The sequence below is a fragment of the Paenibacillus sp. strain BS8-2 genome, assembly GCF_054483835.1.
Window position 1 is genome coordinate 5,425,883 of the sequence record NZ_CM137010.1, and the last position, 25,648, is coordinate 5,451,530.

Annotated in this window: 20 protein-coding genes; all 20 read right to left on the reverse strand. The window is 47.9% G+C overall.

The features are described 5' to 3' along the window. Positions 1–79 precede the first annotated feature (79 nt). The 20 genes from alr to ACX1C1_RS23830 all read right to left on the reverse strand — a co-directional run bounded on the left by alr (position 80) and on the right by ACX1C1_RS23830 (position 25,648). Positions 80–1,282 (reverse strand): alanine racemase, encoded by a 1,203-nt coding sequence (gene alr, locus ACX1C1_RS23735; protein ID WP_458954582.1) that lies wholly within the window; start codon positions 1,280–1,282, stop codon positions 80–82. A 181-nt stretch (positions 1,283–1,463) separates the two neighbouring features. Next, positions 1,464–3,845, reverse strand: coding sequence for a DUF4962 domain-containing protein (locus ACX1C1_RS23740; protein ID WP_458954583.1), 2,382 nt, complete (start codon positions 3,843–3,845; stop codon positions 1,464–1,466). Next, positions 3,842–5,890, reverse strand: coding sequence for a heparinase II/III family protein (locus ACX1C1_RS23745; RefSeq protein ID WP_458954584.1), 2,049 nt, complete (start codon positions 5,888–5,890; stop codon positions 3,842–3,844). The genes ACX1C1_RS23740 and ACX1C1_RS23745 overlap by 4 nt, the downstream gene beginning before the upstream one ends. Further along, a complete protein-coding gene (locus ACX1C1_RS23750; protein WP_458954585.1) occupies positions 5,887–6,654 on the reverse strand; it encodes an SDR family NAD(P)-dependent oxidoreductase in 768 nt (255 codons plus the stop codon). Before ACX1C1_RS23750 ends, ACX1C1_RS23745 begins: the two co-directional genes overlap by 4 nt. Beyond that, positions 6,644–8,518: a sensor histidine kinase gene (locus ACX1C1_RS23755; protein WP_458954586.1), complete on the reverse strand. Its 1,875-nt coding sequence runs from the start codon at positions 8,516–8,518 to the stop codon at positions 6,644–6,646. Before ACX1C1_RS23755 ends, ACX1C1_RS23750 begins: the two co-directional genes overlap by 11 nt. Then, positions 8,518–9,561: a response regulator transcription factor gene (locus tag ACX1C1_RS23760; protein ID WP_458954587.1), complete on the reverse strand. Its 1,044-nt coding sequence runs from the start codon at positions 9,559–9,561 to the stop codon at positions 8,518–8,520. Before ACX1C1_RS23760 ends, ACX1C1_RS23755 begins: the two co-directional genes overlap by 1 nt. 127 nt (positions 9,562–9,688) lie before the next feature. After that, complete coding sequence (locus ACX1C1_RS23765; protein ID WP_458954588.1) at positions 9,689–11,290, reverse strand: extracellular solute-binding protein; 1,602 nt, start codon at positions 11,288–11,290, stop codon at positions 9,689–9,691. A gap of 156 nt (positions 11,291–11,446) precedes the next feature. Continuing rightward, entirely contained in the window at positions 11,447–12,319 is an 873-nt protein-coding gene (locus ACX1C1_RS23770; protein ID WP_458954589.1) for a carbohydrate ABC transporter permease, read from the reverse strand. 22 nt (positions 12,320–12,341) lie between these two features. Then, entirely contained in the window at positions 12,342–13,250 is a 909-nt protein-coding gene (locus ACX1C1_RS23775; protein ID WP_458954590.1) for an ABC transporter permease, read from the reverse strand. Positions 13,251–13,255: 5 nt separating this feature from the next. Next, the gene (locus ACX1C1_RS23780; protein ID WP_458954591.1) at positions 13,256–13,438 is read right to left on the reverse strand and encodes a tautomerase family protein; all 183 of its coding nucleotides are present in this window, start codon (positions 13,436–13,438) and stop codon (positions 13,256–13,258) included. Positions 13,439–13,721: 283 nt separating this feature from the next. Beyond that, complete coding sequence (locus ACX1C1_RS23785) at positions 13,722–14,879, reverse strand: glycoside hydrolase family 88 protein (RefSeq protein WP_458954592.1); 1,158 nt, start codon at positions 14,877–14,879, stop codon at positions 13,722–13,724. 24 nt (positions 14,880–14,903) lie between these two features. Continuing rightward, complete coding sequence (locus tag ACX1C1_RS23790) at positions 14,904–15,734, reverse strand: carbohydrate ABC transporter permease (protein WP_458954593.1); 831 nt, start codon at positions 15,732–15,734, stop codon at positions 14,904–14,906. Further along, positions 15,734–16,633, reverse strand: coding sequence for a carbohydrate ABC transporter permease (locus ACX1C1_RS23795; protein ID WP_458954594.1), 900 nt, complete (start codon positions 16,631–16,633; stop codon positions 15,734–15,736). The genes ACX1C1_RS23790 and ACX1C1_RS23795 overlap by 1 nt, the downstream gene beginning before the upstream one ends. A 90-nt stretch (positions 16,634–16,723) precedes the next feature. Next, complete coding sequence (locus tag ACX1C1_RS23800) at positions 16,724–18,082, reverse strand: ABC transporter substrate-binding protein (protein ID WP_458954595.1); 1,359 nt, start codon at positions 18,080–18,082, stop codon at positions 16,724–16,726. Positions 18,083–18,245: 163 nt separating this feature from the next. Continuing rightward, positions 18,246–19,832, reverse strand: a complete 1,587-nt coding sequence (locus tag ACX1C1_RS23805) for a response regulator (RefSeq protein WP_458954596.1) — start codon at positions 19,830–19,832, stop codon at positions 18,246–18,248. After that, positions 19,804–21,600, reverse strand: a complete 1,797-nt coding sequence (locus ACX1C1_RS23810; RefSeq protein WP_458954597.1) for a cache domain-containing sensor histidine kinase — start codon at positions 21,598–21,600, stop codon at positions 19,804–19,806. Before ACX1C1_RS23810 ends, ACX1C1_RS23805 begins: the two co-directional genes overlap by 29 nt. A 91-nt stretch (positions 21,601–21,691) precedes the next feature. Beyond that, on the reverse strand, positions 21,692–22,741 hold the full coding sequence (locus ACX1C1_RS23815) for a glycoside hydrolase family protein (RefSeq protein WP_458954598.1): 1,050 nt from the start codon (positions 22,739–22,741) through the stop codon (positions 21,692–21,694). A 29-nt stretch (positions 22,742–22,770) separates the two neighbouring features. Then, positions 22,771–23,739 carry an SGNH/GDSL hydrolase family protein gene (locus ACX1C1_RS23820; RefSeq protein WP_458954599.1) on the reverse strand — a complete coding sequence of 323 codons (969 nt, stop codon included), beginning with the start codon at positions 23,737–23,739 and terminating at the stop codon, positions 22,771–22,773. A gap of 73 nt (positions 23,740–23,812) precedes the next feature. Next, on the reverse strand, positions 23,813–24,151 hold the full coding sequence (locus ACX1C1_RS23825; protein ID WP_458954600.1) for an alpha-L-fucosidase: 339 nt from the start codon (positions 24,149–24,151) through the stop codon (positions 23,813–23,815). Positions 24,152–24,232: 81 nt separating this feature from the next. Next, positions 24,233–25,648, reverse strand: a complete 1,416-nt coding sequence (locus tag ACX1C1_RS23830) for a sulfatase family protein (protein ID WP_458954601.1) — start codon at positions 25,646–25,648, stop codon at positions 24,233–24,235.

Genomic DNA, 25,648 nt, shown 5'->3' on the forward strand with positions numbered 1-25,648 from the left:
AGCAACTGGCAGCCTCGCAAAGTTGACGTTTCTTTCGAAGATCATTTACATATTTCATGCAAATTTCAACTGAAAATCGTTATTCGATATAGTAACGAGGGACTCTACTCCCGATACTGGTCACAACCTCATAGGTGATCGTGCCAACCCGGCTTGCAATCTCTTCAATGGACAAAAACATGCCCTCATGTCTCCCGAACAAAGTGGCTGTATCGCCAACTTGAATATGTTCAATCTCGCTGACATCAACCATCATCTGATCCATACAAATACGTCCGACTACCGGAGCAGATGCCCCCTGAAACAATACTTCACCGTTGTTCGATAACTTTCTGGAGTAGCCGTCCGCATATCCGATAGGCAAAGTAGCGATCAGAGTTTGACGATCTGTCTGATAGGATCTTCCATAACCGACGGATGTTCCTTTTTCAGCATACGCGAGCTGGGACACACAAGATTTAAGACTCATCGCTTGGTGGAAATCGAAACCATAACGTGCTGTCATTGCCGCTGGCAGCAAGCCGTATAACCCGATGCCCCATCGCACCATATCCAGATGTTTGTCCGGATATTTAACAGTTGCAGCGCTATTACAGCAATGACGAACTAGAAAATGAATCCCTCGTTGCTCTAGCTCATCGACAATATGGATAAACCGTTCGAATTGAAGCTGGGTATAGGACTCATCCTCGTTATCTGCATCTGCAAAATGTGTAAAAATCCCTTCCAGGTCGATTTCCCCATTCTCAAGCGCAATCCTGGCAAGCTGCCATGCTTGAGTGGCGGAGTTAACACCTAATCTAGTCATCCCGGTATCGATTTTCAGATGTATGCGCGCTCTCTGGCCAAGACGCTCGCAGGTTGCTGCAATTACTCGCATGGACGCCTCGCTAAAAACCGTCATGGCAATTCCATGACGAATCGCAAGTTCCACTGCACGATCGTTGGTATGTCCCAAGATCAGGATCGGGGCCTGTATGCCCGCTTCAATCAGGACAAGCGCTTCTTCCAAGAAAGCTACTCCAAGATCAGTTGCTCCTGACTCCAAAGCTGTCTCGGCGACCCGTATTGCGCCATGCCCGTAACCATCTGCTTTGACTACAGCCATCAATCGGCAATCTCTGCGTACGGCGTTCCGAACGCTGCTGATATTATGCCTGATCGCTGACAAATTCACTTCAGCCCATGTATCACGATACCGATTAGCGCTCTTCTGTACGATGCCACATTGCAAGTCTTTCCCCATCTCATCTACCCCTGCCGGTTTATTTCCTTCCATCATAGAACGCTCGCTCTACGGCCGAAATAAACCGATCCATACAAACGTTTACCGTCGTTAACCGATTTGGCTTATCTCAGCCTTTGACAGAAAATATGGTGATCATATATACAAAATTACACATGGATAAAACGAAACAAAGGCAAGCTGCTCCACCTGCGAGCTGCTTGCCTTTGTCATTATCTTAATAAGCCTTCGAAACCTCAATTTTCCGCGTTTTCCCAGCTTCATTCGTGAAGTACAAATGAACGCCGTGATCTTGGTCATCCATGAAGTGGGAAACGAATTTCGATTCGCCTTTCTTCATCGGGACGAGAAGCGTTACAATCCGGTGACTCGCCGCTTCCTTCGTCTCAGCGTGCAGATGCCAATGCTTTGGCAAGCCCTCGTATTCCGAAGGGTCTACATCGACGAACTCGTCGTGCTGGCGAAGCGACATATCGCCAGATGAGCAGTAGACGAATCTGACGTCCATATCCGCCTTCTCCCCATTGACGAGAAACCCGCTTCTATGAAGCTTCATTTGATTCAAGGTATGCATGAGCCATTCGGTCTTGCCCTTTTGCTCCAAATCCACATAGTCAACGATTACATAATAGGTCTGATCAAAGAAATAAATTTCTCTTGTACAGCGTTTGACGTAGGCGACATTCTCCGCATAAGCTGCCGTCGCGTCGCTTCTGCAATACACGTAGCCGTCCTCCGAGCGTACCTCCTCAATAACGCCGCCAGCTTCCTTGGCCAGCACCTTGTTCGTACCGGCATATTGACCGATTCCGTCAATTAGCAAGGAATTGGTAGACCGAGTCTGCCTGCGCCAATTCCGATGCATGGTGCTGCCGAACGCCACGTAATAGCCGCTTTCAATTGCTAACGGCTCGCCGAAGGCATGAAGGAGGAAGCCGTTCTGATCGCCATGGCTATGGCTGATCGAGCCATAAGGGCTGCTCTTCGCCAGCAGCATCATATGCTCCGACGGGTCTTCCATACGATGATGCATGGCTACCCAGCCGATATCACGGAACCACTTGACAGGCTCAATATTGTCATAGCTCGGGACCACTGGCTCCACGGCAGGAAAGTCGTGACGGAACATGAGGCTGTCGAAGCGGAAGTCCCACCAGCCGTAATTATAGAACTTGGAGTCAGGATCAGGATCATTATCCTTGGTTTGCTCATAATACCACTGATAGAGCCCGTTGCCAGTAATGCCGGCAAATTGGCGAATGTTGAAGCCTGTTTTCAGAATCGGCCGATCGCCCAAGGAGGACTGGTCGCCAAAGCTGGCTCTGATTGTATCCGGACTGTTGCAATAGAGAGGAAAGTCTCCCGTCTTGGTAAAGAACGGCCGCTTGTACAGGTCAATGCCGCTGTAGTTGCGAACAAGATTAAGCGCATCAATGAGATAAGCCATTCCCGTCGTCCAATACATCGGCCCTTCGGCCCAGCCACCGTCTTCTCCGCCCCAAGGCGAATATAAGCAGGAGTAATACTCCAGCGTATAATCGAGCCACTCCCTCGCCTCCGGCTCCTCGTGCAGCAGTGCAATCGCAGCCGGCACAAGCACAGAGGAGAGCGACCGGACCGCATGGCTGTCGAACGGCACTTGATGAATTCTGGAGCGTTCGATGACATGAAAGGCCACTTGTCGTGCTCGGGCAAGCAATGCATCGCGTACAGTTTTGCGTTCTTCCTCATCCAGCTGCTCATATAACCAGTCATATCCCCAAGCAAGCGCTCCTGCAATACGGAACGATGATTCGTCGTTGTAGTCTCGGGAAGTCGTCCCTTCCACATCCCACGAAGCCGCATGCAACAGCCACTTCTTCGCTTTATCTAGCAGGAGCTCATCCTGCAGGACAATGCCGGCAATACTGAGATGACGAATCGCATATAACATCTCCTGACAATCCATATACATCCGCCGCCAGAGAGTAGCTACCCGCTTGTTATTCGGATATCTCGCCGGCTCAGAGATAAGCTCTCTGTCGATCCAAGGCTTCACAGAGCGCTCATAAAATTCATGCCAGCCGCTATATTCAGAATCCGCTTCAATTCGTGCCCGCAGCTCCTCCACTCCCGCAGGATTCAACCACAAGCGAGGATGCGCCAAGCTTGTGCCGTCATACCTGGCTGCTCGCGACGGCAAAGGCGTTGACGGAACATGCTCCGGCACTTGGAAGCTCCTTACAACGCTCCAGCTGCTGCCAACCGAGCTTTCAATGTCACTACCTCCAGCAGCATGCGACTCCATGCATAACAAGTCCCCTTGCTTATTGCCGTACGACATATGCTGAGCCTCCAACGCATACCGCCAATAATAAGTGCCAGGCTCAAGCGGTGCAGATGGCGTGTATAAGTTATACGGGATTCTGCGAACGGTAACGGTATTGGCAGGATAAAAGTCAGGCGTGCTCGAATATTGCAACGCATAACAGTCTCCTTCCGCCATTGCTGGCATCCAAGTAAATCGAGGCGGATTCTCCAGCAGCTTGCTGCTGTCATTAGGCTCATACTGAACGGATAAAACGCCGCTTTGCGGTTCGAACAGCTTGGTCGTATTCATTCACTCATCTCCCTAATTCCTTCTGCTGTTACTGCATAACCTGTCTTTGCTCCGCCTGCTTCAACGATAAGCTTCCGATTCGCAGTCCCATCCTTGCCGATCAAGGTCTCTTGCCGAATCTCTACTTTCTCTTCCCCGGCATGGTATACCGCAATCAGATCCATATGTGTATCTAAAGTTCGAACAAGCAGTCCCTTCATAGGCTGACTTGGATCGGTGGCAACTCCTGGCGATTCTACGATGTAAGCCTGACCATGATCCGGGACGATGATTGCCGCGCTTATCGTAATATCTTCGGCATCACATTCGCCGGTCACGATCCGTAACGTTTGGGGAGAACCCTTCGAAGCCCACTTGCTCACAGCACGGATATGCTCGTACCCATCTTGATGTCCGATGAGCTCCGGCTCCGGCAGCATGCACCATTCTTCCAATTCCGGTCGACCTAGAAAGTGAAACCACCAATCCACCTGACCTTGTTCGGCCATCGTAATTTGAAACCAGTCGATAACGCAGCTTTCATTAGTCAGCACATGCCGTACGAGAGTTGCGCCGGTATAGGCATCGTTCGAGCAAGTCGTGATGGAGCTGAATTCTTCACAATCGTGAAAGGCCATACATTGCCCGGCCGTCTCCTGCTGCGAGCGCCCATTCACGCTTACCGTATTATGACTCGCCGTTGACGGATACCAGCCTTTCTTAAGCGGTGATCCATACGGCACCGTCCCTCTGTCTGGGGAGATTGCACGATCGTTCAAGCTCAGCATGAGATTCAGCTTATCATAATGACCATGCGCCCCCCCATGAGGACCAAAGTCGATTATCGCGCTGATGGGATTATGGGCTTGCCTGAGTACAGCGAATCCGCTGTCCGCCAGCAGCACAGATGGTTTCCTGCGCACTTGCTCAAGCTCCCCCTGAACACTAACATGCTTCCGATAGAGCAGCGCTTCCAATCCGGCATTGCCTGCCTTGTAATGGCCGAGCATCCCGTAATAATAGTCTAAAATATTCCAATATTCTGTTTTCTTGTATTTCGCATATCCCTGCTCGAACACCTCGATCAGCTCGAGCGTGTATGGCAATCGATCATAAGGTCCATCATGGAAGGCAGGCAGTCTGCCTTGCTCATCCGCCAGCTGCGCAAGAACATCCAGCATACCTTCAATATGCCGATTCCCTTCAGCCCGAATGGCGTATCCGTCCATGCCGAATCGCTCCAGCACACTGGCCGTGATCAGATATGCGCGAAGCACGAACACATGATAATACACGCTGCCTTCGAATTCCAAGCCATCCCCTTGAATGGCAATTTCCATATGGTGCTTGAAGCCGCCCTCTTGCTCCAGCAAAGTGATCAGCTTGGCCTCATCCTGCTTGACCCCATAAATGCAGCTTAAAGCGGCATTCAGCCAAGCTGTATAATTGTTTTCGGGCTGTGCGCGATCGATGGTCAATATTTCATGATATTGCTCCATACTGCTTCCCAGCATCGATACGAATAACGTGATATCCGCCTCCGACTCGCCAAAATCCATTCCGGCATCCAGCAGCAGCATGTAAGCCTTTAATAAGGTCGTTGCCCAGATCGCTTCGGTTAATGCCTGATGAAAGGCGCGTCCCTTGAGCATCCAGGGCTGTGCATCCGGATGAACGGGATAGATCGGGAATTGTTTGGCGTAGTTCACGATAATAGCGCGTCCGAACGCTCCATATTCGAATTGCTGCGTTTCGGCATACACTGCCGCCGCCTTCAAAGCGTGTCTTGCCATCGACTGATGACGATAGACAAGCCAGGCTCCATGATAGGGCTCCCCCTCCATCACGCAGCCGTGTGGACAATGATACTTGCCATTGTCTTCCATCAGCTCGTGATACAGCAGCTCGGTATGATGGTGCGGACATACATATTGATGCCACCAGCCGCCGGGCTCCTTCGGGATGCTCCCTCCCGCTTCCAATGCTTGATCGAGTTCCGCTCGAAGCGTATCAATGACTTGCTGCCGCCAGTCCTGCTTGTGATCTTGCATCTTCGTCATACTCATCGCATGAACATGCCGCCATTAATTTCGATCGTCTCTCCCGTTACATAGGAGGAGAGCTCTGATACAAGGTATAGAACTGCGCCTGCCACATCCTCCGGCGTTCCTTCGCGGCGAAGCGGAATACCCTGTACGGTCGCCTGTCTGGCTGCATCAGGCGTAAAGGTCGAATGAAAGGCCGTACCGCCAATGAAGCCTGGAGAAATAGCATTGACCAGAATACCGTCTGAAGCAAGCTCCTTAGCTAGACCTTTTGAGTAGGACAATACGGCAGCTTTGCTCGCTGCATAGATAGACGCGCCTGGTCCGCCGCCATTATGGGCAGCAACAGAGGTCAAATTCACGATTCGGCCTCCACCAAGCTTCTTCATGCCGGGGATTACTGCTTTGGATACAAACACCGTGCTTTTCATATTGACATCCATTACCTTTGTATAAAGTTCATCCGTCATCTCCGCGTTGGATAACCGCTGTACAAGATGACCGGCATTATTGACAAGAATACTAATCGAATCACCAAATGCGCCTTCAACCTCAGCAACCAGCTCATCGATTTTGTTCAGATCCGTCACATCCGCTTGAATCGCAATCGCTTCTCCGCCAATAGCCTGTATGGCTTCCACCGTCTCCTCGGCACCGCGCGCGCTGTTCAAATAATTGACTGCCACCTTAGCTCCATGACGAGCTAGCTCGATAGCCACGCCCCGGCCAATGCCTCCGCTTGCCCCTGTTACCAATGCAACCTTGCCTCTCAAATCAATGTTCATCTTGATTTCCTCCCCATATCCTATCTTTGTTGGCCGTCTTCGCATCCGAATCCGGCATCGTAATCATTACTTTGGTCCCTGATCCTGGTTCGCTTTCTATTGATAAGCCATAATCGTCGCCATAGACCATCTGCAGTCTGCGATGTACGTTCAAGATGCCGATACCGCCGCGTTTCTTCAAGCTTTTCAAATCCTCGTCCTCGAACAATCGACTTGTCTGCAGCTTTTCTCGCAGCTTATTTAATCGTTTTTGGGACATCCCCTCCCCGTTGTCCTCTACCGTAACGATTATGTTGTCATTTTGCAGACTCGCATCAATTCGAATATAGTGATGCGACTCTATTCCGTTCGGGAATGCATGCTGGAATATATTCTCAACAATTGGTTGGAGGGTCAGTCTGACCATGCCTTTTAGCAGCCAATCAGGGTGAATAGCCACATCAATCTCGAATTCCCTGCCGATTCGATGCTTCAGGATAATCAGAAAATTTCTGACATGATTTAGCTCACTGACAATGGAGCTCTCTTCCAGATTCGTTTGAACCGAATAACGAAGCATATAAGCGAGCGCTTCTACCATCTCCGATATATCATCGGAATCCTGTACGATCGCATAGCAATTAATGGTCTCTAATGTGTTATAGAGAAAGTGAGGATTGATCTGCATCTGCAAGGCTTGAAACTCCGCTTTATGACGTTCGAAGTGAAGCTCTCTCAGTTCCAGATGCGCCTTCTGCCCATTCAGCTCCGCTTCATAAACGCGTTCAATCATTTCGGCCAATCGTCCGACCATGAGATTATAGCTATGCACTAAAGCGCCAACTTCATCTCTTCGAGGCTTGACCTCGACATATTGCCAATTGCCCTTCTCTGTTTCGCGCATACCATTCATCAGTACTCTGATCGGACGCACAATTGTACTGCCGAAACGTAATGCAAGTACAAGCGCAACTGCCAAGGTTAGCAAGCCTACGGTAATCGTCGTTGTTCGAATGGCAGAGATCGGCTCACGCAGCTCAGACAGAGGCATGGCAATTGCCATACTCCAATCGGAATAATCCGACTTGCGGGCCAAGATCAATCGTTCCTGAACACCGTCTTCTACAACAAACCTCTGCTCCCCGCCTTCTACGAGCCTATCGGAAACATGTGTGAGCAAGGCTTCATTCAATCGATCATCCGCAGGCGAATACACAACATTGCCCTGGCTATCCAGGATAAAGAAAAAACCGTCTTCGCCGAGATCCATCTGATCCCAAAGCTCGGTCAATTGATCCTTGTGAAACTCGATAGCAAGAACGCCCTTCACATTGTAGGTCGAGTAGCCTCTGATTTTCCTGGCAACCGTAATGACCTGTCCCTCATCACGCTCCAGAAAACTACTATTCAGAATGGAGATCCGGCCATTGGCATCCGTCTCTGATTGAAGCTCATCCAGCCTCTCGGTCGTATCCACGCTATGAGCGGAGAATCCTTGATTGGCATCAAAGATGGTGCGCCCGTGATTTCCCATGATATAAATCATGTTGATTTGATTGGGATACATGATATGAATCTTCTCAAAGATGTCCTTTTGAATTCTCGTCGAAAACTCGTAATAGGCGTAGCTGTCCTCCGGATCCATATCCAGAAATTTTTTCACTTGCTGTTGAGTAAGGATTGAAATCGATATTCTTTCGAACATGCTGAGCTGTCTATCCGTTTGCATCGCCGCATTATTAATGACGGTGGTCAAATATTTCTCAACCTGCGTATCAATCGCTTGCGCGGACTTCATATAAGAAAAAACGCCAACGGTAGACATGGAAACGAATATGAGCACAAAGAAATAGACAAAAATTTGATTAGCTAAACTTTTTTTCATTAATCGATCCCCAGCATATCCCGATATTCGGATGGCGTTAGGCCCGTTACCTTTTTGAACGTTTTCGTAAAATACGGATGATCCGAGTACCCCACCTCATGTGAAATATCAGTTATTTTGTAATGAGGCAAAGCAAGCAGCTTCTTGGCTCGTTCCATCCTCCGTTTTATACGATACTGAACAAACGTTTCATCGGTCATTTGCTTGAAAAGCTGACTAAAGTATGACGGATTGAGTCCAAGGCGCTCTGCGACTTCCTCAAGCGACAATTCCTTCGACAGATTCTGCTCAATATATAGTTTGACCTCTTCGACAGGATCCTTCACATAACCCCGACGCTTCGAACGAATTTGCTGCTCGATGGTCATTATTTCATGCTCAAACCATTGGTGCCAGTCTTCTGAGCTCCCATGCTTGTCATCGCTTGCAGGCTGCGGTAGCGCAAAGGCATATATATCTCGCTGATTCAGCAGCTTGTAGATATGCGTCAGCAGCTCTCTAAGCACTTCGCCTAACTGAGCCGTATGAACCGCCTTTTCCATGCAATATGATTTCATTCGTTGCAAAGAATCGTCTCTTTCCTTCACATTCAAATGCCAAAGCGCGCTCTCCAGCTGCTCAGCCCAGCCCGTTTGCTCTTCATATGAAATAAAGGCGGAGGCTTGATTTCGTTTTGCTTGAGCAAACAGCTTTTTAATGACCTCTGTTATCCCGTTGCGGGTCACCGGCTTCAGGATATATTCCTTGACACCGTACGACACACATTTTTGCGCATATTCAAAATCGCTGTAGCCAGAGATGACCACGATACCGATATCCTCGTATGATTCTTTGATTCGTCTGCATAGCTCCAAGCCGTCCATTCTCGGCATTCGCACATCTGTAAATACAAAATCGGGTTGGGTCGACATTATGCGGGCTAAGGCTTCTTCTCCGTTTTCAGCGCTCTCGATCTCAGCACTGCCTTGACATGCTTGGGAGATCAGCTTCTCCAGCCCTTTTCGAATCATTGGTTCATCTTCGACGACAAGTATACGATACATGTCTTCACCTCACATCTCTCAGCAATAGACATGCTGCGCCCGGGATAAAGGGGCCCTCTCCGATGAGCGCAGTTCATATATCGCTGACCAGAGAGGGTTTATTCTTTACCTATCAAAGAAACTTCGATTATTGGAACGCATTTTCTTTGCTGTTGTATCTTTCTGTTGCTTCATTAATAATATCATTGCCGCCTTTGGACAGGTACTCCTTTAATACGTCATCAAATGAGTCAAGGGAGTCCTTGCCGTATACGATGCGCAATACTTTCTCCAGGATGAGCGGCGGCATCTCATCGGATTTCGGATTCAAGTCGGGATTCTGAATTAATGCTTCCAGGCGAGGATCAAATTCGATGCCTCTGCGTCCTTCTTTGGAGAGCATATTATCGAATGCATCAATCATTTGTTTGCCACTGTCGGATAAGGAGGATACCATCTTGTTATATGTTGTGTCCTGAACCATCCACAGCCAGTAATTCAGGTATCTCATCTTGTCCGTGCCTTCTGTGTCTGTCGGAACCTCGAACTTCGCTTCGCCGTTCACAACCTGATAATCTTCGCCTTCGATGCCGTAGCTGAAGAACAGCTCTGCTTGCTCGCTAACCATCCAGTTGAAGAATTTGACGATATCAGCAGCTTTATCCTTCGCAGCCGCATTGATAAAGAACGAACGAGTTACCGGGTTGTAATGCGCGTATCCGCCTTGTCCGTCTGTTCCTACTGGAGAAGGGATCAAAGCAATTTTTGCTTCAGGCACGTTGTTTGTTAGTTGTGCGCCCCAGATCGGAAGTTCATTCGCATTCATCGACCACATGCCAACTTTGCCGCTTGTAATATTGCTGCGGAAGTCCGAGCTTTCTACCGTCGCGAATTCCTTGCTGATCAAACCTTCGTCGTACATCGATTTGTATACTTGAATCGCTTTCTTCATATTCTCCGTATCGAAGAAGCTGGGTTTTACTTGTCCGTCCGGGAACAGCTTGAATTGATTCAAGTAACCAAATACATCATAGGAGCCGAAGAATGTATCGGCATACTTGAAGTTTTGACGACCTGCGAATGGCTGCTCAACGCCCAGCTCTTTGAATGCTCGAAGCACATCCAACGTTTCTTCTACCGTTGTCGGAATTTCTTTGCCTGCCTGCTCAAGCAGATCTGTACGAATCCAAGTCGCTCTGCGGGAAGGGTTAGACAATACTTCCGGAATACCGTAAATGTTGCCTGTGTTCGAATCCGTCATACGAGCCCAAGCTTCTTCCGGTATAAACTTCAGCAGGTCTTGACCATACTCCTCCAACAGATCGTTCAGAGGCAGGAATACGCCGTTGGCCACCGCGCCGGCAAGCTCTGCGCCGCTTAGACCGCCGCTGCCTTGCACAACATCAGGAATGTCGTTAGTAGCGAACATTTGAACCATTTTGTCCTGATATTCATTATGAGGAATCAACCGGATATCCAAATCCGAGTTCGTCATTTCTTCAAGCTTCTTTACGTATTTATCATCATTGATGTCAGGATGTTTCTCTACATATGCCACGTTCAGCGTTCTCATGGATATAGAGAATTTAACCGGATCCTTCGGCTTATCTACTGTCTCGCCTCCGTTGTTTGTTGCAGCTGGCGCTTGTGTTGCATTGCCGCCTTCATTCCCCGCGTTGTTGCCAGAGCATGCGACCAGCATTGCGAATGATGTCAGCAGCACGCCGGCTCTTGTCACAAACTTTGTCATGCCTAACCCCTCGTTTCATGTATTGGATGTTTGAAAAGTATTCGTGAAGCGCTTTCAAACTCAACTCAAGTATAGTCATATCGAATCCGATGCAACAATGGACTGATTTTGTATCGACTTGTTGTTTTTTTAGGTCAATAGGGTCAATACATTGTCTTATGATTTAATGGAACCAATGAGCATCCCGCTAATAAAGAAACGCTGCAAGAACGGATACAATAAGATGATCGGCAGCGTAGCGACTAGAATAACGGCCATTTGAACGCCTTGGACCGACTGTGAGGTCACTTCAAACGCCAGATTGCCCGTGTCGGACAGATCATCTGTAATCAGCAGCTCCCTTAACTTGACTTGCAACGGGTACAAGCTGCGGTCATTAATATAGTACAACGCATCCATGTACTTATTCCAGTTTGTAACCGAATAGAAGATACCAACCGTTGCCAGCGCCGGCTTGGATAATGGCAGCACGATGCTCCATAATGTCCGTGTTTCCCCGCAGCCGTCAATGCGTGCCGCATCGATAATCTCATTGGGCAATTGGGAGAAGAAGGACCGAAGCACGAACAAATTAAATGCGCTGATTGCAGTCGGCAGCATGAGCGCCCACAAGGTGTTCGTCAGATGAAGCTCACGCATCAGAATAAACTGCGGGATAAGCGGCGCGCTGAATATCATAGTCAACAGGATCAAAATCATAATCAAACGCCGACCTACATATTCTTGCCTGGATATCGGATATGCCAACGTTGATGTAGCGGCAAGATTAATAATTGTACCCACTATTGTGATGTAAACCGAGATCGAAAATGCCCGCCATATCGAAGCATCTTCAAATACGTATTGATAATAGTGAGTCGTAAATTCGACCGGCCAGAACATTACTTCGCCGCGATCGATCGCCCCGCCGCTGCTAAACGACTGTGCAATAACGTTCATGAATGGGAGAAACATCGTTAAACCGAGCAGTGACAAAAAGATATAGTTGGAGAACAAGAAAACTTTCCTGCTGACGCTGGCATGTCTCATTAGCTTCACACCTCTTCCCAAGTTAGTACAATGATTCGCCTGTCGCTTTTTTACTAAGCGTGTTAGCAACCATCAATAAACTTAATCCTACAATCGATTTGAACACGCCAATCGCGGTTGCATAACTGAATTGCAGCTGCTTCAAGCCTGCCTTATAGATATAAGTATCCAAGATCTCGCTGTTACGGATGTTGAGCGGATTCTGGAATACAAATACGCGTTCGAAGCCGTAATCGAGGAAATCGCCGATTTTGAGCAGGAACAATATTGTAATAACGGGCAGCAACGCTGGTATAGTAATACTGAGTGTCTGCTTCCAGCGGCCCGCTCCGTCAATTTCAGCAGCCTCGTATAGATCAGGATTAATGCCCGCCAACGCTGCCAAATAAATGATCGTACCCCAGCCTACATCGCGCCATAAACCTGATCCGACAAGAATGGTGCGAATATAGGATTCATCACCCAGGAAGTAAATAGGGTCGAAGCCGATCCAGCCTATCATTACGTTCAGCACGCCAGATTCCGGTGATAGAATACCTACGAAGATACCGCTTACAATTACCCAGGATAAAAAATGGGGCGCGTACATAACGGTCTGAATAATTTTTTTGTACAGCACGAGCCTCACTTCGTTCAGAAGGAGCGCCAGCACAATTGGAGCTGTAAAAGCAAACAAAATATCATACATGCCGAGCAATAGTGTATTCTTCAGAATGTTGATAAAATCATAATGGGAGAACATTCGCTCGAAATGCTTAAGACCTACCCACTTGCTTCCCGTTACGCCGGTAAACAAGTTAAAATCCTGGAATGCGATTACGGAGCCGAAGAGCGGCACGTATTTGAAGATTAGAAAATAGATAATGCCTGGAATAGATAAGAAATATAAAGCTTTATATTTCCACATATAACCTAGTTTAGATTGACTCATTCTAATCACCTCTTGGCTTTCAAGTTGGCAGGCGCATTGTCATCGATTGGAATTTCGTTGAATTCAATCGTGATAAACTCCGGTTCACGGTCAATAATACGAGAAAGCTCATTCGTAAATACTTCAACGATTTCATTTTTTTGCTCGTCGGTACGACCCTCATACATTTTGATGGTAATGTGCGGCATTTGCTGTCCTCCATTCAATCTGATATCCTAAGGAATATTTTTATCTTATTGATTTTTGAGAACGCTAACAATGGAGTCGCTTTAAGGTCCTTGTACTTTTTTTAGGTTTCTAAGAAAACGCTCACAGAAAGCAGTTCAAAGACGTTCATTCCAATACAAGCGAACCGGCTTCCTCCATCATTTACGGCGCTTTGCATATTCTTACAAGATTTTTGAGGTGCAAAAAAAGCCCTACGTTTTGACGAGCAAACGTAGAGCTTTCATGGATTATCAGTCCTTAGCTTTACCACAGATATAAATCATCACCCTTTAATTTGAAAATCGCTTCCATGAAATAATAATCAGCGTAGATGATATCGCGGTGACGTGCAGGGCCATGATAAGAGACAGAGCCGTTGCGTACGATACCATCCGAAGCTTCTGTCCAATCGCAGCGTGTTTGATCCAGCGTTCTTAACAATTTAATAGCGCTTTGCAGATACAGGTCTCGTTCCAATTCGCCTACCGATTTCGCAATCTCGATCATCCCGCAAGCCGCGATCGCCGCTGCGGTGGAGTCCTCGTAGGCAGGCTCCTTCGGCTGTCGAAAATCGATCGGGACAAGACCGGAATCCGGAATATTCGCCATGAAATAATGAGCGATACGTTTGGCCGTATCCAAATATTCGGATTTGCGTGTATGATTGTAGCTCATCATAAAGCCGTACAGCCCCCAGCTTTGACCACGCGTCCAGGACGAGCCCTCCTCATAGCCTTGACCGCCGTATGTCCGAACGACCCCGCCTTGAAATGGGTCAAACTCCACGATATGGTTAACTGAGCCGTCCGGTCTGACGAATGCCTCCATCGTCGTATTGGCATGGCTAATTGCGATTTGTTCGAACCTTGGATCACCCGTTTCTTCGGTCGCCCAGTATAGCAGAGGGATATTGAACATGCAGTCGATGATCGCCCAGCCGCGGGCATCGCGCCCCTCCATATCGTTCCAGGCTCGAATAAAGCCTCCCGCCAAGTTGTACCGTCCTGCCAGAAGATTTGCGGCATGCATGCCCCGCTTCCTTGACTCTGGATTATTGGTGACCCGATAATTGGCTACACTTGTTGGCAGCCACATAAATCCTACATCATGATGGAGTCCGTAATATTGCTCGAAGCAGAGATCCAGCTTTTCTTCGGAGTAATTCGCGATCTCCTTATATTTGTCCAGCCCGGTTTCATGATGCATCAACCACATCATGCCTCCCCAGAAGCCGTTGGTCCAGAAGTTTATACCATCCGAAATATTGCCGGAAGGATTGTCTTCAATCATATTGTTATGAATGCCGTCCGTTGTCGTATAAGGAATTTTATATTTTGACCTTTCGCTGACGACATCCATTTTGGCTACTAGCTTTGCTATTACCGATTGCACCCAATCCTGATCTGTTCCATGTACAAGCATCTAATCTCCAGCTCCCCTCAGACATTAACCCTTAACCGAACCCGTTGCGACACCTTTAATGAAGTACTTCTGCAGAAATACGAAAGCGATCAGCACTGGAACAAGAGACATTGTCGTTCCCGCAAATATCATGTCCCAACGCGAAACGTATTCGCCAACATAATTATAGATTTCGACGATCATCGTTTTCGGCTCACCGGACTTCAGCACGAGCATTGGAAGCAGGAAATCGTTCCACACGTTCAATCCCTGTAGCACGACCATCGTTGCTGTAACCGGACCAAGCAGTGGGAATACAACTCTCCAGAAAATGCCCCATCTGGTGCATCCGTCAATCTCGGCAGCTTCTTCGATTTCACGCGGCACGCCCTTCAGGAAGCTTGTATACAACAGAATGCCGAAGCCTACGCCGCCGGCGATATACACCACAATCGGACCGCCGAGGTTTCCGTACAATCCAAACAGATTCAGCTCCTTAATGAGCGGAAGCATATAAACCTGGAACGGAATCATCATTCCGAACAAAAAGTAGAGAAACACGGCGTTCGTCCATCGTTTATTGGAGCGTTCAATGGCATAGGCCGCTATCGGAATAATTAGAATTTTCAGACCAATTGTTACCGAGGTAAGGAGCACACTATTCCATATGGCGCGCGGGTACCCCGTCTCTGTCAGCAAATATTTGAAGCTGTCCAAGTACAGCTTTTTCGGTAATGCGAGCGCATCCTTCAATATTTCGCCGTTGCTCTTAAACGCAGACAACAGATTAAAGTAAATCGGGAAGAAAAAAATGACAGCGAGCACTAAAGCCATTGCAAAAAGAGTGATATCGATCATCAGCCGTTTAGTTCTCATTAGTACTGCACCTCTCTCTTCCGCAATAACACAATCTGAATGAGCGAGAATATAAGCGTAATGATAAACAATACCAGAGAAAGCGCGGTTCCAAACCCTTGCCTTAATTCTCCGAAGCCTACCTTGTAGATAATGTAGGTCAGTGTCTCGGTTGCAAATCCTGGTCCTCCGTCGGTCATGACGGCTATCTGATCAAATATTTTCAGCGAGCCAATCAACGAAAGCATCATACATACGGTCATAGCAGAAGCAAGCAGCGGGAAGGTAACATGCCGGAATTGCTGCCAGCCATTGGCGCCGTCTATACTTGCCGCTTCCGTCAATTCCTGAGGAATGCCTTGTAAGCCTGCAAGATAGATGACCATATAGAAGCCGGATGCTTTCCATACAGTTGAAAGAATAATGGAATACAACGCAACTTCCGGTTCTCCAAGCCAATCCAGCTTCCATGAAGACAATCCGACTATATCCAAAATCTGATTAAGTGCGCCGAAGTTGTAATTCAAGATGATGACCCAAATAAAACCCATGACAATTCCGCTCATAAGAACGGGGAAGTAGAAAATACTGCGGAACATATTGCGGAACCACTTCACTTTATCTACAATAATCGCAAGTCCTAATGCGACGATGTTCTCCAGTATTAGCAGTGCAATCGTAATGATCAACGTATTCTTAAGCGCATTATGCACCCGAATACTGTTCCAAATTTCAACAAAATTATCAAAGCCGATAAACCGAATGTCGTTGCTGATACCATTCCAAGACGTAAAGCTGAGCCAAATCGAGTTGGAAGTCGGTACGATAACGAATAGCGTATAAAATATAAATGTCGGCAAGATGAACCACACCGCATAACTCATCTTGAATTTTTTTCTTTTCACAGGTGGTGCGTTCATGGCTCCTCATCCCTCCTAAATCTCTAGCCGATGGCGGGGAGCTGCCTCTGTTCGTCCAAGAGGCTGCCCCGCCACGAAACAATAACTGCTTTACTTGGAGTTGGCTTCGACCATAGAATCATATTCCTTGTCTGCAAGCTTCATGTATTCCAGCACATCGCCATCCTTCAACACCATTTCCTGCATCAGCTTGAAGAAATAATCGCGGAATTGCGTTGGAATCTGATTTTTGCCCCACCAGTTCTGCATGCCCATCGATTTCGTTACAGCAGGATCATTCACAACCTTTAATACCTCTTGGAATTGCTCCGAAACCTCAAGCTCGATAGGCTCCGCTATGGACGGCAGTCCGTTGACAGCTTCAAGCAGAGGGCCATAATTTTCAGGCGCAAAGTAGAATCGAATAAATTGCTTAATCGCATCTACTTTATCCGCGTCCTTGGAGGCTTCAGCCGATAAGGACCAGCCTGCAAGGCTTGGCATTCCATTTGTCACAATCTTGCCCTCTTTATTAGGCAGAGCATAATAACCAAATTCAAAGCTTGGATCTGCTTCGGTAATCTGTCCGAACATCCAAGGTCCGGAGTACAACTGAGCAGCTTTTCCGGAGATCAAGACGGATACCGTCTGATTATCCGCTGTGCTCAACCAGCCTTTGTCGACATAGTTCGAGAATAACTCCTTGTAATCCGTCATCGCCTGTACGACATTAGCATCCGTAAAGCTGACTTCCTTCGCATTTTTCTTGGAATTCCAGTCTGCATCAGGAGCGTAGACGTATTCGATAAGGAAACGATTAATCCAGAAATTCATATGCCATACATCCTTGCCGCCGACAACGAATGGTGAAATGCCAGTGGCCTTCAGCTTTTCCTGAACCTCAAGGAACTCGTCGTAGGTTTTGGGAAGGTCCGTAATCCCTGCATCTGCATAAGCCTTTTTGCTGTAGATGACGCCGAGCGGCGTCGTACTGGTCATTGGAGCAACATAACGTTTGCCGTCCAACTCTGGCAAGGAATCGAACAGGTCATGAAGATCCTCAGGCAATTCAGCGACGCGTCCCGCATCAACGAACACCTGTACATTCCGGAGCTCAACCAAATCCGGATATTCACCCACGGCATCCTTGGTCTTCAGCCAGTCCAGATATGAGCCGGAGCCTGTGTCTGTTATATCGACCAATTTGATGTGCGGATTGGCTTCTGAAAACTTATTGATCATATCGGACATCGCTTGTCTGCCAGCAGGATCGCCAGGCGCATAACCAATCGTAAAGCTAACTTCTTTTGGCGCTTCTGTTTTTTCTACTGTCGCGTTGCTTGGCTTGCCCCCGTTGTTTCCTGTGTTCGTTGTCTCCGTATTGTTTCCGTTACTGCTACATGCTGTCATCATTACGGTAGAAGCTAAAATCATGGAAAGAAGTGGATAAATCGTTTTTCTCTTCAACATGGTTGTGCCTCCTCAAGAATGATTGAATGTGAATGTGGTTGTAACCGGTTACAACCCTTCCTGAATACTATCCTATCATCTCGCGCTTTTACATTGAATGAAGTTTTTAAAGCTGCATATGCGTCATTTTTAAGCTCATTCTTTATTCAGATCCCTCTAGCTGTCATTTGGACTGCCGATATTCTTGTGGAAGCATGCCCATGTGCTTCTTAAACATATCGCTGAAGTGCCTTGCGTTATTGTAGCCGCATTGCTCCGCAATTTCGTAGACCATCAAATCCGAAGTGGTCAGCAGCTTCAAGGCATGCCGCATCCGAATATCGGTCACATATTGCTTAAAGTTTTGACCTGTATGTTTCTTGAAAAAATTGCTGAAGTAATAAGCGTTCATGAATATAACCGCAGACGTTCTCTCAAGCGTGATCTCCTCGGCGAAATGATCATCAATATAGGTTTTGACACGATAAATCAGCAGCTTCTCCCTGCTGCTTGCCTTCTGATTAATATGATGATAGAGACTCTCCAACAATTGAATAAGTCCGCTTTGCAGCTCCTGAAAGCTTCTATATTGCTCTAGCTGCCCCTGGAGCTTATCCAGCTCGAATGCCCCATCCTTCAGTACAATCCCCATTTTGATGACTTCCTGTATGATGGAATGGATAAATGAAAGGCATGCCGATACAGCTAAAGCTCGGTTGCCGGAAGCGTAGCTGGCTACCCGCTCCAGCATTGTCTGCATAGAGCTTCTCGCTCCTTCCCAGGTATGAGCCAATAGTCCGTCGATTACCTCTGCGCGCAGCTCGTACAGCTCAGCTTCGCTTACCGTGGCTGCGGATGCTTCATGGTTATTAAAGATGGAGACCCTATGATCATCCCTGAAATATGTTTTCTGAAGCGCATGCTTTGCTTGCTTATACGCTTCCTGCATGGCGTCGATGTTGACTGCAAGCGCAGCAACCCCAATGGACACCTCCAGCTTCAGATAAGAGGCAATACTTTCCTTCATCTGCTCTGCAAGCTTCTCCGGCTGCGCCGATTGCTCATGGATGGCCACATACACATGTCTGGATTCTTTGGCAAATACATACCCTTCTCCCCATGTATCCAGCAGCTCCGATATAATATTCTGGACAGCAAAATCCACAAGCCGTTTCTCCCCTTCCTGCCAACGGCCGCCTCGCGGCACCTCGGCAGCAACGATGCCAAGTGAAAATTGTTTTCCCGCGAACAGCTGAGAGACGGCGGCATAACCTTCGCTTCCGCCAAGCACCTCTCCGTCTGTCAGCGCCTCCAAACATTCCTTGATAGATGCTTTTTTGCTGCGCTCCTCCAATTGAACCAGCTTGCTTTGCCTCTCTTCCAGCTCACCCTCACGTTTTATACTCGCAACTGCTTTTCGTAAGGCTTGCTCCATATCATCCTTATTGAGAGGTTTCACCAAATAATCAACCGCTCCATAAGCGATCGCGCTTTTGGCATAAGCAAATTCTTGATAGGCGCTAATAAAGATAATTTTGGTGGAATCCCCTCTTCTGTGCAGCTCTTGAATCAATTCAATTCCGGTCATATGCGGCATACTAATGTCGCTAATGACGATATCCGGGCGATTCGTCTCGATTAAGTCGAGCAGCTCCTTCCCGTCAAAGGCTGTTCCGGCTATGCGCATGCCAAGCTGCTCCCACGGCATCAGCTTTCGCAGCCCTTTCAGAATAATCGGCTCGTCATCCGCTAATATGATCGTAATGGTCATCTGATCCGTCTCCCTTCTTTACCGGAAGCAGCAGCACAACTTCGGTGCCGATGTGCTCAACGCTATTAATCGTAAGGCCATATGGCTCTCCGCAAACCGTTCGAATCCGTTCGTGAACATTTTTGATGCCGACACCACAATCCTTATCCTTACCGTACATAATCATGCTCCTGAGCTCCTGCAGCCGCTGCTCGTTCATTCCAACTCCGTCATCAGTAATCGTAATCTGCAATCCTTCCTCTGATTCGTTAAGCTTGACCTGAATGCTTCCTTTGCCGCCCTTCGGACGAAGTCCATGCTGGACCGCATTTTCAACAACCGGCTGCAGGATGAGCTTCAGCACCTGGCACTCGAATTGCTGCAAATCAGTCACTTCCACTAGCAACTCAATTCTGTCCTCGTAGCTCACTTTGATGATATGGAAGTAATGCTGCAGATGCTCCAGCTCTCGTTGTAAAGGCACCCAGTCTTCTCCATAATTAATGACATATTTCAGCTGACTCGACAATGAGTAGATCATGTCGGCCACCTCGGGATCGTCATTATGAACGGCATTCATCCGTATGACTTCCAGCGTGTTGTACAAATAATGGGGTCTGATCTGACTTTTCAGTGCGTTCAGTTCCGCTTGCTTGCGCCCAAGCTCTGCTACATAGGCCTCCCTGATGAACAAATTTAATCGTTCGGCCATTCGATTGAAGCCGCGCGCCAATCTGCCGATTTCATCCTTCCCATAGGAGTCAATACGCACCTCCAGATTGCCCGATTCCACAATCATCATCTGGCGAATAACCATTTTGATAGGAGAGGACAAATGCCTGGAAAACCATATGCCCATGACGAGCATAATACAAATACAAACGATCATCGCTACGAACACCGCGGAGCGCATCGTCATCAAATGCTCGTATAGACCTACTTTGGAAATGTTCAAATTGATACTTCCATTCAGCGATGCCAGCGTTTCGTTGAACATAATGGAATGCTGGTCCGTCGTCAGCGGTTTCTCGTACAGAGTGCCCAATCGTTCCGGATTATTACTGTAGTAGACGTTGCTTTCCCGGTCCGTCACATACAGCTCGTCCTCTTCTTGGAGCGTGAGCTTAAGCTCGCTCAATAAATCTTCAAACACGCGGATATCTACATCAAAAAACAAGGCGCCTATCGCTTTGCGTTCCGGTGAGATTGGCGCTGAAATGTCAAACCAGGTTCTTCCGAAGGTCAGCACCATACGACCCTCGTTCTGGAAATAGTCCATCTTATGCGGCAAAGAAATTGCCAGCTTCGTCTCGTCCTCCACAAACATGTCCATCCACGCGTCTATAGGCAAACGAGATTCATAGAACGCAGTTCCGATTAACGATTCATAGAACAGCATCCCATCCGAATGCCGAACGAAATACGCCGATTTGATATACGGATCGCTTCTTAATACCGTTTTCAACAAATCCTGGATCGGGACCTGTTGACTGCGTTCGATCGGATTCTCACCATAGGCGGCTTCAACCGAGCCCCCGAACGTATCATTATTAAAGTTGTAATACATGAGTTTGGATATTTCCCTATACTGATTAAGCGCATTATCCACATTGTAGCTCGTATATTTAATGAGCTGGGACAAATGTTTTACCGTATATTGCTGAGTGTGGTTCGTAAACGATTGCATCGAAAACAAGCTGAGTGTAATAAGCGGGATTAGTCCCACTAGAATAAATGCCGCCGAGAATCGAAAAAATACGCTATTCCACCATTCCTGCACACGGAGCATGCCCATCCCTCACGATCTGTGGTAGTCTCTCCTATACCTTAAACGATCCAATGGGAGCAAGGAAATCCTTTTTTACAGAAAGCTCAAGGATCTAATCCGCAGATTCCGCCGTGTCCTTCTTTAGCGGAATAACCATGTTCCATGTGGCGGTGAACTGCCACGGCGCATCCCCGCTGCCGGTAGCTGTAAACAGATGTGTGGGCTGTCCCTCTTGAAACAGCAAGAATGGCCTCTCCATGTTGCATTGAACCGTCTCCTTGCCGTCATTCCAACGAACTGTACGGCTATAGGCTTTTGGCTCTGGATGAATGACCCATTCCAGACAATCCTCGCTTGTCGCATAAACCCCCGCTCCCCATTCTCCAGTCAAGCCGCCGCAATCGTTTTTAAAATCGTCCTTTATGAGCAAATGGAATTTGCCCCCCTCATACCAAAGAAACGGATCCTCTACATGATAGTCAGCATTCTCGAATTGAAAGATCGGCTCGGCCCGCAAACGTTCATAAGGCCCTTCGGGCCTCGGCGCTCTTGCAACCCCCAATCGCAATGTGGAGCCGTAGTACTCCCTGGATTTATAGATAAGGTAGGTCGTGCCATCCGGCAAGATCGCGGCGGACGGATTAGTTGTATTCGTGCAGTCCCAATTGCCGGGCTCTCTGGGCTCTAGCAGCGGCGATTCTCTTCGCGTCCAAGGACCGAACACGGATGTGGCCGTGGCAAGTCCGATTCGTTTCCGATTCCACACCTCTGCGGCCCTCTCGGAAGGAACCTGATTATTCGCCTCCGGAATCGGTCCCCCATAGGTTGTGCCCATATAAAACAAATAATAGGTATTGTTCCAATAGTAGATTTGGGGATTATGTTGATTCAACGCATCAAAGAAATGCCGTTCACGACGAGGCAGCACAACCTCTGCGAATTGATAAGGCCCTTCCGGCGTCTCGCTAACCGCGCGAACAATTTCCGAATTAAACAACCAATGAGGATGAAACCCCAGCTCTTCCCTCCAACGCGAGGCAAACATATGATAGTTGCCATCTTCTCCCCGGACGACGGAGCCGCACCATACATAATAACCTTCCATGCGGAAGCCGCCGTTGACAGGCGCTTCTGTCAGTCTTTCATAAATAGGATTATTCATTTGTCATTCTCCATTCTTTTCTGTGGATGTCATCCTTTTCGGATTCTTGCAGCAAGGTTCATCGCCATATGGGCGAAACCTTCATTATTCGGATGCACGAGATCGGCATACATAGCAGGAAGATGTGGCACTAGCTCCAAACCGTTAATAACAATTGTATCCGGAATCCGGCCAGCAATCTCACTGATCGACGTACATACTTCCTCAAAGGTTCCCGTCTGGCGCGCTTCGCCCCCATCCACACGCCAAATCGGAGTGATAACGAATTTAGGTATACCTGGAAACATATCATTAAGCTTGAGAAGATAGGCTTCGCATGCCTGCTCCAGCTCATTAAGTCGCTGGTAGCGATTCCAATCATTGGTCCCGTACGCAATCGTAATCAAATCTGGCTTTAGGGGCACATTCGGATCCATAGTTGATTCATCAAAGATATGACCGCCTACGCCTTGGTTGATCAGCCTCATGTTCAATTGATGCGCAAGCAGAGAAGGGTAACTGAGGGATGGGTTAACGGCATCCATTCCCTGTGTGATCGAATCTCCGAGACAAAGAAGCGTCTTCTCAAAGGACTCAGCAGGACGAATCATCGCTTCGGGTGGCAGCTCGAATGGATGGAGTGTTAGTTGTACATTATGAGGCAAATAAATGGTCATCCTGCGTTCACGATTACTGCCGTTTAGTTGCGACAGCTCATACCGAAAGGTATGCTCTCCTTTAGAGAGTCGCTCCATATATACTTGGTCCACGTAGATTCCATCTATGTAAATATCAAAAGCCAAATAATCTCGTATCCACTCTTTTACGACATAATTAAACTGTACAAAGGAAGCATCCGTATAGAAGTCCAATGTAATGCCAGCCGTACATAACGATCGGATCCGAAAAATGTCATGCTGCGCGAACATCTCAAGTTGATGTGGTGAAAAACGAACCGGCAACCAGCCCTCATCAGTCTCAATGATATTCAAACAATTGTTAAACCAAACTTTCTCCATAGTTATCCTCCTCGCCAAATAAGCATTGCCCCACAACCAAAAGGTCATGGGGCGCTCGATGACTTACGTCCAGCTACACTTCGTACCCCGGTATCCAGAAGCTTGTCTGCTTTCGAATAGGCTTAGGAGTACCTTCTACTTCAATGGCGATCGTTAAGCATAGCTTGTCTTGAATCTCAGTTGGGAGATTGCGCAGATAGAGCTTGGCATTCGCCTGCTCCCACAGTACCTTCTCGCCTGTTTCGACATTCCCTTTGGTCGTGTAATGCCCATGTAGACTCCATGTAAACGGCGACCTGGTTGAATGCGACAGAAACTCTCCGTTTTTGCTCAACCATTCGCCTACTTCCACAAGAATAGCAGAGGACTGCTCAGGAATCGTGCCGTCCGCTCTTGGACCGACATTAAGCAATAACGAGCCTCGTTAAACCAATGCTGACCTGTATTCACTCATCTCAATCCTCTCACTGTATAAAGCGGAACGTCTTGAACATTAACCTACTTCTTCTACCGGCTCATCGAGAACCTCCAGCTGAAGCCTTCTCATTTCCTGCTTGAGAGCAGGCACTCGCTCCGCATAAGCGGGATTGCTATAAACGTTATTCAGCTCATAAGGGTCCTGCTCCAGATCGAAGAGCTCCCACTCCGGCGGACGCTTCTCCTCGATGGAACCTGAGCTTCCCAATGCTTCGGCGTAATAATAAATCAGCTTGTAGCGCTCCGTTCTGATGCCATAGTGGGAATATACATTATGGAATTCGTCCAGATGCATCCAGTATCGATAGTACATCGAAGTTCTCCACCCAGCCGGCTCCTCGCCGGCAAAGACGGGACGCAGACTATGCCCCTGCATGTCCTCAGGAATATCAACTCCCGCATAATCAAGAAAGGTAACAGGGAAATCCACGTTAAGTGCCATTAAGCTGGTCACTGACCCCGGCGAGATTTGTCGAGGGTATCGTACCACGAACGGCATACGTAGCGACTCTTCATACATGAACCGCTTGTCATACCAACCATGATCGCCTAAGAAAAATCCTTGATCGGACGTATAGATGACGATGGTATCTTCGGCAAGACCTTCCTGGTCCAGATAGTCTAATACACGTCCTACGTTATCGTCGATAGATGCTACGCACCGCAAATAATCCTTCATGTAACGCTGGTAGCGCCACTTCTTCTGCTCGATTGGAGACAAGCCTTCTGGCGGCGATCCCTTCAAATCAATTTGGTCATCCAGATCACGATCGATGCGCATCCGCGCCTCGACAGCGGCTTGGCTTCTGGTCGAATAATCATCATAGAAGGTTTCAGGCTCCGGGATGTCCTCATCTTCATAGAGATGAGCATGCTTTTCATCCGGCTGCCACGGGCGATGAGGTGCCTTATGATGACACATCACCATAAAGGGACGATCCTTATCCCGTTTGTCCAGCCAATCCAAAGTGAAATCCGTTATGATATCCGTAGCGTATCCTTTAACGCGCCTTTCTCCTTGCTCATCAATAAACATGGGGTCATGATATTCTCCCTGCCCCGGCACGACCGTCCAATAGTCGAAGCCAGTCGGATCTGCATCTCCGCCATGTCCGAGATGCCACTTTCCAATCATAGCCGTCTGATAACCATCGGCCTGCAGCAGCTTGGGAAATGTCATCTGGCGCCCATCCAACGCATCATCGATCGTCTTGACACCGTTCAGATGATTATATTTCCCGGTTAGAATAGCCGCACGGCTGGGCGAGCAGATCGAGTTCGTACAGAAGCAATTGTCGAATCTCATCCCTTCATCCGCGATTCGGTCAATATTCGGTGTTTTATTGATACGGCTTCCGTAACAGCTCATAGCATGTGCAGCATGATCATCCGACATGATAAACAAAATATTCGGTTTGGTTTTGTTGTTCAT